The organism is Candidatus Jettenia sp. AMX1, assembly GCF_030263775.1.
Lineage (GTDB): Bacteria > Planctomycetota > Brocadiia > Brocadiales > Brocadiaceae > Jettenia > Jettenia caeni.
The window spans coordinates 34,323-47,954 of the sequence record NZ_SZPP01000009.1 but is presented as its reverse complement, the minus strand read 5'-3'; the positions used below and the strand labels follow the sequence as shown (position 1 = coordinate 47,954).

The 13,632-nt window shown below is 39.9% G+C and carries 15 protein-coding genes and 1 tRNA gene; 3 read left to right on the top strand and 13 right to left on the bottom strand.

Features of this window, described 5'->3' with window-relative positions:
- Position 1: 1 nt before the first annotated feature.
- From bamA to ilvD, 12 genes are all read right to left on the bottom strand, one after another.
- Positions 2–2,374: an outer membrane protein assembly factor BamA gene (gene bamA, locus FBQ94_RS03410; RefSeq protein WP_007220531.1), complete on the bottom strand. Its 2,373-nt coding sequence runs from the start codon at positions 2,372–2,374 to the stop codon at positions 2–4.
- Positions 2,371–3,705: a replicative DNA helicase gene (gene dnaB / locus FBQ94_RS03405; protein WP_007220530.1), complete on the bottom strand. Its 1,335-nt coding sequence runs from the start codon at positions 3,703–3,705 to the stop codon at positions 2,371–2,373. The genes bamA and dnaB overlap by 4 nt, the downstream gene beginning before the upstream one ends.
- A gap of 21 nt (positions 3,706–3,726) precedes the next feature.
- Positions 3,727–4,194 (bottom strand): 50S ribosomal protein L9, encoded by a 468-nt coding sequence (gene rplI / locus FBQ94_RS03400; protein ID WP_007220529.1) that lies wholly within the window; start codon positions 4,192–4,194, stop codon positions 3,727–3,729.
- Between the two features lie 100 nt (positions 4,195–4,294).
- Complete coding sequence (gene rpsR / locus FBQ94_RS03395) at positions 4,295–4,516, bottom strand: 30S ribosomal protein S18 (RefSeq protein WP_040543248.1); 222 nt, start codon at positions 4,514–4,516, stop codon at positions 4,295–4,297.
- A gap of 42 nt (positions 4,517–4,558) precedes the next feature.
- Positions 4,559–4,999: a single-stranded DNA-binding protein gene (locus FBQ94_RS03390; protein ID WP_007220527.1), complete on the bottom strand. Its 441-nt coding sequence runs from the start codon at positions 4,997–4,999 to the stop codon at positions 4,559–4,561.
- A gap of 95 nt (positions 5,000–5,094) precedes the next feature.
- Complete coding sequence (gene rpsF / locus FBQ94_RS03385) at positions 5,095–5,505, bottom strand: 30S ribosomal protein S6 (RefSeq protein WP_051006132.1); 411 nt, start codon at positions 5,503–5,505, stop codon at positions 5,095–5,097.
- Positions 5,506–5,592: 87 nt separating this feature from the next.
- Positions 5,593–6,147, bottom strand: a complete 555-nt coding sequence (pth, locus tag FBQ94_RS03380; protein ID WP_007220525.1) for an aminoacyl-tRNA hydrolase — start codon at positions 6,145–6,147, stop codon at positions 5,593–5,595.
- A gap of 22 nt (positions 6,148–6,169) precedes the next feature.
- On the bottom strand, positions 6,170–6,811 hold the full coding sequence (locus FBQ94_RS03375) for a 50S ribosomal protein L25 (RefSeq protein WP_007220524.1): 642 nt from the start codon (positions 6,809–6,811) through the stop codon (positions 6,170–6,172).
- 32 nt (positions 6,812–6,843) lie between these two features.
- Entirely contained in the window at positions 6,844–7,812 is a 969-nt protein-coding gene (locus FBQ94_RS03370; RefSeq protein WP_007220523.1) for a ribose-phosphate diphosphokinase, read from the bottom strand.
- A 1-nt stretch (position 7,813) separates the two neighbouring features.
- On the bottom strand, positions 7,814–8,365 hold the full coding sequence (locus FBQ94_RS03365) for an NTP transferase domain-containing protein (RefSeq protein ID WP_007220522.1): 552 nt from the start codon (positions 8,363–8,365) through the stop codon (positions 7,814–7,816).
- Between the two features lie 64 nt (positions 8,366–8,429).
- Positions 8,430–8,503: transfer RNA gene (locus FBQ94_RS03360), tRNA-Gln, on the bottom strand.
- A gap of 34 nt (positions 8,504–8,537) precedes the next feature.
- Positions 8,538–10,196 (bottom strand): dihydroxy-acid dehydratase, encoded by a 1,659-nt coding sequence (ilvD, locus tag FBQ94_RS03355; RefSeq protein ID WP_007220521.1) that lies wholly within the window; start codon positions 10,194–10,196, stop codon positions 8,538–8,540.
- Between the two features lie 402 nt (positions 10,197–10,598).
- Here ilvD and FBQ94_RS03350 point away from each other — a divergent pair, with 402 nt between their 5' ends.
- The 3 genes from FBQ94_RS03350 to amrA all read left to right on the top strand — a co-directional run bounded on the left by FBQ94_RS03350 (position 10,599) and on the right by amrA (position 13,448).
- A complete protein-coding gene (locus FBQ94_RS03350) occupies positions 10,599–11,228 on the top strand; it encodes a YqaA family protein (RefSeq protein ID WP_007220520.1) in 630 nt (209 codons plus the stop codon).
- A 10-nt stretch (positions 11,229–11,238) separates the two neighbouring features.
- Positions 11,239–12,828 carry an AmmeMemoRadiSam system protein B gene (amrB, locus tag FBQ94_RS03345; RefSeq protein ID WP_007220519.1) on the top strand — a complete coding sequence of 530 codons (1,590 nt, stop codon included), beginning with the start codon at positions 11,239–11,241 and terminating at the stop codon, positions 12,826–12,828.
- A 62-nt stretch (positions 12,829–12,890) separates the two neighbouring features.
- A complete protein-coding gene (gene amrA / locus FBQ94_RS03340; RefSeq protein WP_007220518.1) occupies positions 12,891–13,448 on the top strand; it encodes an AmmeMemoRadiSam system protein A in 558 nt (185 codons plus the stop codon).
- A gap of 18 nt (positions 13,449–13,466) precedes the next feature.
- Here amrA and FBQ94_RS03335 read toward each other — a convergent pair whose 3' ends face one another.
- Positions 13,467–13,628 (bottom strand): hypothetical protein, encoded by a 162-nt coding sequence (locus tag FBQ94_RS03335; RefSeq protein ID WP_007220517.1) that lies wholly within the window; start codon positions 13,626–13,628, stop codon positions 13,467–13,469.
- Positions 13,629–13,632 lie beyond the last annotated feature (4 nt).

Genomic DNA, 13,632 nt, shown 5'->3' with positions numbered 1-13,632 from the left:
ATTAGTAGCTACCGCCTCCTCCAAAATTAAATGAAAACGCCTCAACCTCATCCGCAGCTTCTTTCATAACAGGAATACCGTAATCAATCGAGATCGTAGAACGGCCAAGAAAGGGAATGCTCAACCTTAATCCAACTCCCATTGATACCCTGAAACGATCGAAATTAATATCACTAATTCCCCGGTCTGCCTTTCCGCTATCAATAAAAAAAGCTGCCCGAATAATATCTTTATAGAGAGGGACAATATACTCTGCATTCATCAACATCAATAAATTTCCACCGATTTGATCTTCTGTTTTTTCATCGACAGGCGCTACCCCTCTATAGTCAAACCCTCTCAATGAGCCATAACCGCCGGCAAAAAATCTTTCAAATATTGGCACATCTTCTCCGGAAGTTGATTCCACAACACCAAACGTACCTCCATACATAAAGACATGCTTTCCCCACTTTGGAACATCAAAGAGTGGGTGGTATCTCGTCGTTTGGATTTTATACTTAACGATATCCACATCCATCCCTGCAAACTCTAACGAAGAATCTCCTTCATAGCCTCTCATTGGCGCATAGATATTATCAGTTCTGTTTATAAGCGCTGATAAGGTAATACCAGCCTTCAAATGGCTTCCCGCAACATCCAGTACATCTTGCGGCGTATCCTCTTTCTCATCCTGTCTTTTAATATTTATAACACTAAACTCCGGACTTACTCTTACAAAAAAATCCCTCTGAATCTCTCTTCCCAAAGAAACTCTTGAGCCGCTACTTTGCTGCTGATACTCTCTGTACCATCTCAGATAACTGAATAAGCTTAATCCGGCGCTGTAGGGAGAATCGAATACGGCCGGATTCGTTAAAGATGCCAGGATTTCGGTCCTCTGGAAACCAGGGCTGAACCGCAATGTTAGCACCTCACCTGCGCCGCGGAAGGCATTGCCTTCCAGGAAATCATTCCAGCTTTTTGGTAAATCCGTAACATCAAAATTTCTATCAGTATAAGAAATATCACCAAAGGCCCCAACGTTTGCGCCGTAACCGCCACCAAACCGCAACATTCCGGTTCTTCCCTCTTTCACCTCCACCAGGATATTTTGTTTATTAGCTTCAGAACCCGGTTCGAAGTTAATTCCCGCCGGCACGCCGGATTCCATATCAAAATATCCCGTATTGGTAAGACGTCTCTGGCTATCACGTATCTTTTCCGTATCTAACTTTTCTCCGGGATAGAATGTCAATTGCCTTCGAATAACATTATCCCGTGTTTTATCATTACCGAGTATTTTAATCTTTTCTATATAATGTCTGTCTTTTTCGTCTATAGTAAAAAAGACATTTACCTTTGTACCTTCCGAACTAAAGGTATGTCTTTCCTCAACACGGGCGCCAATATATCCCTGTTCTCCATAGGCCAAACGAATTTGATAGGTATCTTTATCGACGGCATCCAAAAAGAAGGGGCCGCCCTCTTTTAACTTTAGCTTTTCCTTTAATTCCTCTTCGGTAAACAGGTTTTCCCCTTCTATCTTAACATTTTCCACATAATATCGTTCGCCCTCTTTTATATGGATAATAATATACATCTTATTATGATTCTTGTAGGCTATTTCCCATCCAATCTCGACATCCAGCCATCCATTATTCATGTAAAATTCTTTCAGTTTATTTATATCAGATTCAAACGTTTTCTTATCAAACCTGCCCGGAAATATGAAGGTTGGGAAGCGTTTCCGCCGTATTTCCATTTGCTTCAGAAGTTTTTTACGTTTAAAACCTGTATTCCCTTCAAACTTTATCTTTGCGATACGGATTTTCGGGCCCTCGTCAATATGAAAGACTACTATACTTCTGCCGTCTGCTATTTTACTTTCCGCTTGCACCTGTACTCGGGGAAAACACTTTTTGATGTAAAACTCCCTAATCTTATCCTCGTCCAGCTTCAAAAGATAATGCTTTAAATAATCTCCCTCTTTGATTTCAATTTGCTTTTTCAGCTTTTTTGTCTTAATTTTCTCATTACCATCAAACTGTATTTCATCAATTACGGTACGCTCAGTAACAGCAAATATAAGCTTCAATCCTCCAGGAATCTCTTCCAACTCTACTTCTATATTATCAAAGAACCCCATTGACCAAATTGCATCCACATCCTGACTTACTATCTGTGGATCATACGTATCGCCTTCTTTTACCCGAATACTGCTTTTTATTGCAGCCGTACTAATACGTTGATTCCCTTTAATTTCAACCTTTTTGATGATCCTTGAGATTTTTTCTGATGCTTCGGCACATAAAACTTTCGTATATACAAGACAAAAAGTTAAAACCAGCAATAGAATTATCCCTGTCTCACGCAGTAAAACTTTATATCTCATTTGTTACCTGCAGAGGCCAAACTCTCAAAACGCATAATATGAGAACGAAACGCCAGCTTCACTGTTCCGGTGGGCCCGTTTCGTTGTTTGGCAATAATAAGCTCTGCGGTGTTGTCCTTTTCCGGATCGTAATAACTATCCCTGTGCAAAAGGATAATAACATCTGCATCTTGTTCAATTGACCCTGATTCACGCAAATCTGACATCCTTGGTTTATGTCCTTCTCTTGCCTCCACAGACCTATTTAACTGCGATACAGCAATCACCGGGATCGATAATTCCCTGGAGAGTGATTTAAGGCCACGGGATATAATGGAAATTTCTTGTTGTCGGCTTTCCGCCCGTGGCGATTCCATCAACTGTAAGTAATCTACTACTACTACTTGAATATCATATTGAGCCTTTAACCTGCGTGCCTTTGCACGCACTTCCAGAACAGTAAGGCCAGGAGTATCATCGATAAATATTGGCGCTTCAGACAAGGACCCCAATCCAAAGGAAAGATTACTCCATTGTTTATCATCTAAGAAACCCATACGTAGTTTATGTGCATCTACCTGCGCATGGGAGCACAGCATGTTCTGGGCTACCTGTTGTGCTGACATTTCCAGAGAAAATATGACAGCGGGTTTTTTCTCGACAACTCCCACATGTTCAATAATATTGAGAGCAAGACTCGTCTTGCCCATACTTGGTCTTGCAGCAACAATAATAAGTTCAGAGGCTTGTAATCCACACGTAATGTCATCTAAATCGTAAAATCCTGTAGACAATCCCGTTAATCTGTTTTGCCTGTCATGTAAATTTTCAATACGATTAAAGGTTAATTTAAGAACTTCGTTCAGTCTCGTAGAAGCTGTATTAAATTTTTTTTGGGTAATATCAAAAATTGCTCTTTCTGACGTATCGAGTAAATTATCAGTGTCTAAAGTATCATGAAAGGCTTCCTTTTGAATATTTGCTGCCACTTCAATTAAATTTCTTTTAATGGCTTTTTCGCGAACTATATTTGCGTAATATTCTACATTTCCTATCGTAGGGACAGACTCTTCCAGTCCTATTATATATTCTATCCCGCCGACCTTCTCTAATAATGAACGCTTCTTCAGTTCTTCTCTGAGAATAACTAAATCAACCGTTTGTCCTTTATCGTAGAGTTCTACTATGGTTTGAAATAATTCCTGATGTGCCGTTTTGTAAAAGCTATTTTTGCTTAGAATGGGAATTACGATACTAATTACCTCATTATCCAGTAGCATCGCGCCCAGAACACTCATCTCGGCCTCGATGCTTTGAGGTAGGGTGCGTTCAAGTATGGACTCAACAGCCATGACTACTTCTCCGAAAAGAAATTAAGTGTTCTCTGGCTGACCGGCATCCTCGTTTACCACCGTTACTTTACACTTTGTTTGTAATTCCATATTCACGGCGACTACAACATCATATACACCACAAACTTTTATCGGGCTATCTAATTTTACCATTTCTTTATCTACCGGATAGCCTTCTTTTGCCAATGCTTCTGCAATTTGAGCGCTGGTAACAGAACCAAAAAGCTTGCCTTCTTCGTTTGCCTTCGCAGGAATTATACAAGAAGCAGCAGCAATTGTATCGAGTACCCCCCGCAATCGTTCACCCTCTTCCTTCAACTGCAAGACCATCTTTATCTTTTCTTTCTCTATCTGTTTTACATTAGCCGGAGAAACGGTTGTCGCTAACCCTCTGGGCAATAAATAGTTTCTTGCATACCCTTCCTTTACCTTTACGATATCACCAATCATGCCCAGTTTATCTACGTTCTTCTTCAACAACAATTCCATACGTTTTATTTCCTCCTCGGTAACTCAAATTTCAAGCTTAATTACAAATAACAGAATATTTTATGATTCCACAATTATCGTTCCTTCTTTTTTGTAGCGATTACGCTACGTAGGGAAGCAGCGCCATAAATCTTGCCCTTTTAACAGAAAGCTTTACTGAATGCTGATGATGAGCGCAATTTCCAGAACGTTTTCTTGAAAAAAGCTTTCCCTGATTTGTGGTAAGTTTTACCAGGTTTTGAGTGTCCTTGTAATCTAACTCTTCAATCCCCATCCTGCAAAACCGGCACTTACTTGTTCTGTTAAACCTCTTTTTACTCATGGTTAATCCTTTTTATCCTTATAAAAATTTTATGAAACGATCTTAAAACGGTATATCCTCATGATTTATATCAAGATTAACATCTTCCGGCACATCGCCTGATTGTTTACCTTCTTTAGATGATACTCCAGCCCCTTCTTCCGGACGTTTCGTTAAACCTCCAATGAATTGGAAGTTGTCTGCAACAACGCGAAGCGTGTTCCTTTTTTGTCCATCTTTGGTCTCCCATTGATTATACTGTAAACGACCTTCTATAAAAATCGGATTCCCCTTACTAAAATATTCACCAACAACCTCTGCTCTACGCCCAAAAATATTAATGTCAACGTAGCACACTTCCTCTTTCTTTTCTCCACTTTTAGCTGTCCAAGCGCTATTGATTGCAATCCCGAAACTTGCGACTGCTAATCCTGCCGGGGTATATCTTAACTCCGGGTCTCGAGTAAGATTCCCCATAAGAAAAACCTTATTAAGACTTGCCATACGTTACTCCTTTAAAAATTCTTCCATAAATATATTGCTGCAAACCTTGATGCCGGTTTGATGAGTCCCTGGGTACGACCCGATCCCTGGAGATGCTATACTTCGCCTGTAACATTGATTGCCATATCTGTTTTTTCCAATAATTCTGCATCTTTTATTTCAGGAGTTACACCCGTGTTTCTTCCGGGTATTGGCTCAATTACACCGATCTGAGATACCTCCTCAATTTTATCATCTTTTACGATTAAAGAACGGATGATATAATCAGAAAGCTGGAAATCCCTTTTTATAGCTGTAATAGCTCCGCTTTTAGCGTTAAAATGGATAAGCAGATAAGTCCCGCGTTTATGTCCTTTGATCTTATATGCTAATTTTTTTTCACCCCATTTTTCTGTTTTCAGAATCTCCGCTCCATTTTTTTGCAGAATATCATGGATATGCTTTACCACGTTATCCCATTCCATGCTGGCATGGGTGTTATCAATTAAAAACAATCCTTCGTACATCCTCAAATTCTTAACCTCCTACTTTTTTCTATTTTACTATAAAAATTACAAAACTATTTTATACTATTTTCATACACGATAAAAAGATTAATTAAACTTATTCATACACGTCTCAATCCCTTCAAAAATCCAGATTTTTAAGGCCTGACAAGCTTTATCTAAAGATTCCTTTACTATAGCTTCCTCTTCCCCGGAAAAGGTGGACAGGACATAATTACCCGGATCACCCGCAGGTGGCCTCCCTATTCCAACCCTTAAACGGGGAAAGTTTGTGGACCCTAAGCTCGCCGCGACAGATTCCAGACCCCGGTGTCCTCCACAACCACCACAACGCCTAATACGCATTTTTCCCAAAGGCATATCCAAATCATCACCGATAATCATAAGATCTTGAAACGCGCATTTATACATATTTACAGCTTCCTTTACGGCGACTCCGCTTAAGTTCATAAATGTCTGTGGTTTTAATAGTATAATCTCTTCATCTTCCAGTACCCCCTTACCAAAAAGAGATTGAAATCTTTTGTTATTACATTCCATATCAAATAGCGGGGCAAGTTGATCGATTACCATAAAACCCAAGTTGTGCCTTGTTTTTACATATTTTTTCCCGGGATTGCCCAGACCAACTATGATCTTCATGAAAACATACCATGCTCTATTTTTATGCAGATTTCGCTTCTGTCTCTTCCCCTTCTTTCGGCTTCTTGGTAATAACTTCAGGCTCAGCCAAGAGTTCTTCCTCTGGCACAACTTTTTCCGCTGCAGGCTGATGCACAGATACAATCACTGCATCGGGATCCGATATGTATTGAATACCCTCCAGCACAGGTAATTCTTTAACATGAATTGCTTTTCCCAGATTTAAATCCGATATATTTACTTTTATTTTTTCAGGTATGGCAATTGGCAGACATTCCACTTCTACATCCTTCATAACATAAGTCAGCACACCGCCTTCCTTTACTCCGGCAGATTCACCAAAGAGTTCGATAGGTATCCGCAGTTTAATCCTTTCATCCAGATCAATCCGGGAGAAATCCACATGGATTACACGATCTGAAATGTAATCATACTGAATATCCTTTATAAGTACGGATTCTTTTTTATCATCAAACGCCAAACGGACCATTCTTGCTCCAGTATTGAGTATACGGGCAAATTGACCCTCTTCAAAACACAGCATGACATTATCTAATTTATGACCATATAAAATAGCCGGGATTTGTCTTTCCTCTCGCAATCTTTTCGTTACCTTTTTCCCTTTTGTTGTTCTTTTTTCTGCCTTTAATTCTAAGATTTCCATCTCTATTTGCTCCCTAAAACATAAAATAATAATTAAACAAAGAGAGAACTCACGGACTCGTGCCGATGAATCCTCATAATCGCATCTCCTAAAAGCTCAGAAATTGATAATACCTTAATTTTATCATGACAACTTTTTGCCTTTTCCGTAAGCGGTATCGTATCGGTTACAATAATCTCTTTTATCGGCGCAGCAGAAAGCTTTTCTACGGCGCTTCCGCAAAATACAGGATGGGTAGCGCCGACATAAATATCCTTTGCACCCCTTTCTTTTAGTACATTTGCTGCCTGAACAATGGAACCGCCGGTAGCAATTAAATCATCAATCATTATTACATCCTTATTATTTACATCTCCTATAACAAAGCCAATTTGTGTTTCTTCAGGCCCTACCCTTCGTTTATCGACAATAGCCATTTTTATTCCCAGTTTTTTGGAATAATTTCTAGCCAGTTTTATTCCACCCACATCAGGTGTTACCACTACCAGATCTTCTGATTTTAGCCTTTCAAAATACTTCGAGAGTACGGGAAAAGCAAGCAAATGGTCTACAGGTATATCAAAAAACCCCTGTATTTGAGCTGCATGCAAATCAACGGTAAGCACGCGATCAGCGCCTGACTCTGTGATAAGATTTGCCACTAATTTTGCTGTTATTGGTACACGGCCCTCGTCTTTTCTGTCTTTTCTGGCATACCCATAATAGGGCAATACCGCCGTAATACGTGCTGCTGATGCCCTTTTTAAACAGTCTATAAATATAAGCAATTCTGCTAAATTTTCATTTACCGGAGGACATGTCGGCTGTACAAGAAACACATCAGCGCCACGGACATCCTCGTTTACCTTCAGATCAATTTCTCCATCCGGGAAACGACCTACGTATGCATTACCCAGACGAATTGATAAATGTTCGCAAATTTTCTCTGCCAATACAGAATTTGCATTCCCCGAAAATATCTTTAAATTATTTATCTCTTCGAGCTTTCTTTTTTTATCCATGTTATCCTTCTACGAAAGAGGTAGTATCACTCTGGAATCCATTAATTTCTTTAATTTTTAACCCCTCTGCATTCGCCTCACTTTCTTCTATAATCCCTTTTATACCGCCGTGTAAATCTCTGGAAATCCTGCCATATCCCCGTGGTTTATCCAGGCAAGCTGTTAATAATGTTACATCTGCTTCTGTCCCGGTATTTATAGTAATTAATTTCTTCAACGTTTGAGGCTTGACGAGAGGAGTATCACCATTCAATACTATGATAGCATCCGTCCTGTTTGGAAGAAGGTGTCTAGCAGACATGACGGCGTGTGCGGTTCCTAATTGCTCATACTGCTCTGCAATTTCAACGGACATCTTTTTAAGATTATCTTTTACTGATTCTTTTTTATCTCCTGCAACAACGATTATTTGCGAGACCCCGGCATCCTGTACAGCTTCAATCACATATCCTAAAAGGGGCGTGCCACATACCTCGTGCAGTGCTTTGGGTCTCGACGACCGCATACGTGTTCCTTTTCCCGCGGCAAGTATGATTGCTGTGGTCTTTCTCATTTTTGCTGATTCCTGTGAAGAGTATAAAAGAGTGCTCTGCTTTATTCTCTTCCATAAAATATAATGGCTACCCGGGGAGGACTCGAACCTCCAATGAGAGAGCCAAAATCTCTAGTGTTACCATTACACCACCGGGTAGCAATAATTTTAGAGGTTTTACATACAGGACTTTTTAGTCCGCCATTAACACAGCCCCTTTATCCGCAGATGTTACACATTTTGCATATCGAGCTAACAGGCCTCGGGTTATCCTTGGTTTAGGAGGCGCCCATCTTGTCTTGCGTTGTGCAAGCACTGCCTCCGTTACATGCAAATCTAATTTCCGATTTGGAATATCGATAGTTATTTCATCGCCATCCTCTACCAGCGCGATAGGCCCGCCAATCATTGCCTCCGGAGATACGTGGCCAATACAGGGACCCTGAGTTCCTCCCGAAAATCGGCCATCAGTAATTAATGCTACAGATTCATCTAAACCCATACCCACAAGCGCCGCTGTAGGAGCCAACATCTCTCTCATTCCAGGCCCCCCGCGTGGCCCCTCGTAGCGTATTACCACTACAGTACCTTTGCTGATTTGCGAACCCATAATTGCCTTCATTGCAACTTCTTCACTATCGAATACTTTTGCCGTACCACGGAACCGCATCATCTTTTCTGATACAGCACTCTGTTTAACCACAGCGCCATCAGGAGCTAAATTTCCATATAAAATGGCAATTCCACCTTCTTTGTGATATGCTTTTTCTTTTGTTTGAATAATATCTCCATCGCAAATTTCCGCCGCTTTTGCAATTTCCTTTATGCTTAAGCCGCTCACCGTTGAGCAATCGTGCAGATCATTATACAAACGCTTCATAACCGCCGGGATACCGCCAGCATAATATAAATCCTCCAGTAAGTATTCACCGCCTGGCTGTAAGCTCGTTATATGAGGAGTTCTCGCACTGATTGTATCAAACAATTTCAGATCCATCTCTATGCCAGCCTCTTTTGCAATGGCGGGAATGTGTAAACAGCTATTTGTAGAACCGCCTAACGCCATGTCAACCATAATAGCATTTTCAAATGCTTTTTGAATCATAATTTTTCTGGCAGTAACACCATTTCTCACAAGCCCTACCACCTGCTGCCCGCTTTTATATGCAATCCGCTCCTTTTCGGAAGAAATTGCTAATGACGCAGCACACCTCGGCAATGACATTCCAAGCGCTTCAGACACACAAGCCATAGTATTGGCCGTATAGAGCCCCTGGCAGGAACCAGGCCCCGGACAAGCATCCATCTCCAAACAGGATAACTCATTGTCATTAATCTCGCCTCTCCGTCGCCTTCCCACTGCTTCAAAGGTATCCTTCACTAACGATAACTTTTGCTTTCCATAACGTCCGGAGATCATAGGCCCAGCCGTTACAACAATTCCCGGTATATCTAACCGGGCAATACCCATCAACATACCAGGGGTAATCTTATCGCAATTTGTCAGCATTATCAGCCCATCCAAACAATGGGCGCTCACTACGCATTCGATAATATCAGCAATAAGGTCCCTGGAAGCAAGCGAATAACGCATACCATCATGCCCCATTGCAATCCCATCACAAATACCAGGCACACCAAAGATGAAGCTAATACCACCACCGGCATGAATCCCCTTTTCAATCGCCCTTTCCAAAGACCGCATATGCACATGTCCGGGAATAAGGTCTGTAAAACTACTTGCTATTCCTATAAAGGGTTTTCCCAAATCTTCCCTGCTCAAACCTGTTGCATATAAGAGCGCCCGGGCCGGAACCCGCTCGAGGCCCTTTGTAATTGTGTCACTTCGCAAAGATTATTCACCTTTCAATTGTAAACTATTATCATTATATAACATCAAGCCTTTTTATTATAGCGAAAAGCTTTTTATTGTCAAATTAAAACTCCTCACACCTTTTCTCCAAAAAGAATTATCTCATAGCGAGAAAAAGGGGGCTCTGAACGCAAGAACCCTTCTATGAGTATGGAAAGAATTTATCAGGGCGAAGATTTTGCAACAAGAGATGATGCTGTTTGTACTACAAACAATTCCAAAAAAAATTAAACTAATTTCTATTTAATTTCAGACTATAACATATTACAATAATTTTTAAACAAAAGATTCTATGATAGAGAAATCTAAAAACCTTTCTCTATTCTTTTATTCACTCATGAATAAAGTCTATATTTCTGCTACCATTTGAGGGATATTCTTATGAAGTATGAAGAAGCAATGGAATTGTCGCAGGTTAAAAAAGCAGGTCTGCATAGAAGGCTTTATGAATGGACACTGCACTGGGCTCATACCCCTTATGGGGCTTTTGCTCTTTTTGCACTGGCTTTTTGCGAATCATCCTTTTTCCCGATACCTCCTGATGTGCTTCTTATGGCGCTTGCATTCTCAATTCCTAAAAAATCTTTCAAATATGCGGCAATCTGTTCTGCAGGGTCTGTATTAGGTGGCTGTTTTGGTTATTTTATTGGATATCAATTCTTTGAATACCTGGGACTGCCTATCCTTAATTTCTATGGGATAACCGATAAATTTGATTTTGTCAAAGAGGAATACAACGCTAACGCCTTTATTGCTGTAGCCATAGCCGGATTCACGCCTATTCCTTACAAAGTCTTTACTATTGCAGCAGGCGTCTGCAAGATCAATATTTGGACATTTATTATAGCGTCAGCAGTGAGCCGTTCCGGACGGTTTTTCATCATAGCAGCACTTACCTATGTGTTTGGACCAAAAATTAAGGATTTTATAGATAAATACTTTAATATAATCTCTATCGCTTTTGTAATATTACTGGTTGTTGGTTTTTTCATCATCAAATTACTCACATAAGGAAACTATCATGAGACCTTTATCCCTTTTTGTTTTTTTTCTCATAGTCTTATCAAATTCTCTCTTATTTGCACACACAGAACTACAAGAAGTTTGGGAACCTCAGGTAGCAGGACGTTTCTATTCTGAAAATGAAAATGTCTTAAAAGGACAAATTAATACTTTCTTCAAGAACATACCGGAGCAACCAGACAAGGGTAAACCCCTGGCCGTCATTTCTCCCCACGCCGGATATCAATATTCCGGCCAGGTGGCAGCATATGGATATAAAAGTATTAAAGGCTATGAGTTTACCCGGGTTATCTTATTATCCCCCAGCCATTTCTCGAGCGGCAAGCGTTTCCGGGGCGTTTCAATTCTAAAGACAAAAAATTTTAAAACACCCTTAGGCCTTATCACTGTTGATCAGGAAGCATGCAACTATTTACTTACCTTTGCGAAAGGCTCATCACCAACCGCACCTCAAAAAACAACAACGCTTTTTGGATCATATGAAGGGGCATATAGCGGAGAACATTCTTTAGAAACACAATTGCCCTTTTTGCAGCTATCTCTGGGTAATTTTACCTTAGTCCCTATTATGGTCGGTATATTAGTAGATGACGATTTTGATCAGATTGCTCATGCTATCCGGCCATTACTAAATGATAAAACACTGGTAGTAGTAAGTTCTGATTTTACCCATTATGGGGAAGGATACGGCTATGTTCCCTTTAAAACAAATATTGAAAAAAATATCAAAGCCTTAGACTATGGGGCATTTGAAAAAATTCTTTCAAAAGATTTCCATGGATTAAGAACATACAGAAAGGAAACGGGAATAAACACATGCGGTATCATCCCAATCGCTTTGCTTTTAAAATTATTACCCGAAAATGCACAGGGTGAAATTTTAAACTATGATACATCCGGACGTCAATCCAACAACTTTTCTTTTTCGGTAAGCTATGCATCAATTCTATTTACAAAACTTCCGGAAACCAAATCTGGCCATTATATACCACCATTAGATTCTTCAGAAAAACATCCACCTTTTAGTTTAACAAGTGAAGAAAAAATACGCTTATTGTCTCTTGCCAGAAATACCTTGCAAACTTACACAAGAACAGGTATTCCGCCCGATTTAACCCCTATAGAGCGTACCGTTACACCAAAATTAAAAAAGAATTATGGAGTTTTTGTAACATTAAAAAAATACGGCGAACTTCGGGGATGCATGGGATATGTTCTGCCGAAGAGAGCACTCTTCCAGGGTGTAGTAGAAAATACCATTAAATCATCTTCTGGCGACTGCCGATTTAATCCTGTAGAGGCCCAAGAGATATCTGATATTATTATAGAGATTTCAGTTTTAAGTGAGCTAAAAAAGATTAACAAACCCGTTGATTTTCTCCTGGGTAAAGAAGGTATTCTTATACGTAAAGGGCTTGCTCACGCCGTTTTTCTGCCACAAATTGCGATTGAGGAAGGATGGGGCAAAATAGACACCTTACGGCATCTTTGCCAAAAAGCAGGATTGCCAAAAGACGCATGGAAAGACGATAGAATGGAATTTTATGTTTTTACCACAAATGTATTTAACGAAGTAGATACTATTTAACATGCAATTCTCTACAATCGGTTATATTTTCCCCTTAGGTTTACAATACGCGGTATTTAGTCTTGGATAGTCAGGCAAAAAAACTTCTCCTGCAAATTGCCCGGAAACAAATTGAGGCTGCGGTAAAACAAGAGCCTATGCCTTTTATTCTCTGTGATCATTCTGATCTTCAGGGGAGAGAAGGTGCTTTTGTAACCTTAAGAACACATGGAGAACTCAGAGGTTGTATCGGTCGTTTTATATCAGATATACCGCTCTACCAATTAATCTCTGAGCTTGCTATTTCCTCGGCAACAGAAGACTTCCGATTCGCATCTAATCGTATCAAATTGTCTGAATTAACCAACCTGGAAATCGAAATATCTATCGTATCGGAATTAAGACCTATTAAAAATCCCTTCGATTTTGAGCTTGGAAAACATGGCATATTCATAAAAAGAGGGATTCAGATAGGATGTTTATTGCCACAAGTAGCTGTAGAGACCGGATGGAATAAAGCGAAATTGCTCTCTTACTGCTGTTCGGGTAAAGCAAATTTACCTTCTGATGCCTGGAAATCTAAAGATATTGAAATATTCACCTTTACCGTTGAGATTATTGAAGAAAAAGATAAAATTTAGTTTTCTTAAACAGGAAAACTATTTACCTTTTTTTTCAAAACTGCGCCCCAAATAAAAAATTACCGCGCCGATAAACAGCAAAAGAACTTCTATCTTCATAGAATCCCGGGCGATCCCAAAATACAGTGCATCTAACACAACAATCATACCAATAATTTGTATAATCCTGCCAAGTGTCATTACA

What these genes read in the sequence shown, in the direction of transcription:
- rpsR (WP_040543248.1), bottom strand. Translation starts at nt 4,516, where the DNA reads ATGAGTAAAAAGAGGTTTAACAGAACAAGTAAGTGCCGGTTTTGCAGG.
- FBQ94_RS03390 (WP_007220527.1), bottom strand. Translation starts at nt 4,999, where the DNA reads ATGGCAAGTCTTAATAAGGTTTTTCTTATGGGGAATCTTACTCGAGAC.
- FBQ94_RS03375 (WP_007220524.1), bottom strand. Translation starts at nt 6,811, where the DNA reads ATGGAAATCTTAGAATTAAAGGCAGAAAAAAGAACAACAAAAGGGAAA.
- dnaB (WP_007220530.1), bottom strand. Translation starts at nt 3,705, where the DNA reads ATGGCTGTTGAGTCCATACTTGAACGCACCCTACCTCAAAGCATCGAG.
- FBQ94_RS03365 (WP_007220522.1), bottom strand. Translation starts at nt 8,365, where the DNA reads ATGAGAAAGACCACAGCAATCATACTTGCCGCGGGAAAAGGAACACGT.
- pth (WP_007220525.1), bottom strand. Translation starts at nt 6,147, where the DNA reads ATGAAGATCATAGTTGGTCTGGGCAATCCCGGGAAAAAATATGTAAAA.
- bamA (WP_007220531.1), bottom strand. Translation starts at nt 2,374, where the DNA reads ATGAGATATAAAGTTTTACTGCGTGAGACAGGGATAATTCTATTGCTG.
- rpsF (WP_051006132.1), bottom strand. Translation starts at nt 5,505, where the DNA reads ATGTACGAAGGATTGTTTTTAATTGATAACACCCATGCCAGCATGGAA.
- FBQ94_RS03335 (WP_007220517.1), bottom strand. Translation starts at nt 13,628, where the DNA reads ATGACACTTGGCAGGATTATACAAATTATTGGTATGATTGTTGTGTTA.
- amrB (WP_007220519.1), top strand. Translation starts at nt 11,239, where the DNA reads ATGAGACCTTTATCCCTTTTTGTTTTTTTTCTCATAGTCTTATCAAAT.
- rplI (WP_007220529.1), bottom strand. Translation starts at nt 4,194, where the DNA reads ATGGAATTGTTGTTGAAGAAGAACGTAGATAAACTGGGCATGATTGGT.
- FBQ94_RS03370 (WP_007220523.1), bottom strand. Translation starts at nt 7,812, where the DNA reads ATGGATAAAAAAAGAAAGCTCGAAGAGATAAATAATTTAAAGATATTT.
- FBQ94_RS03350 (WP_007220520.1), top strand. Translation starts at nt 10,599, where the DNA reads ATGAAGTATGAAGAAGCAATGGAATTGTCGCAGGTTAAAAAAGCAGGT.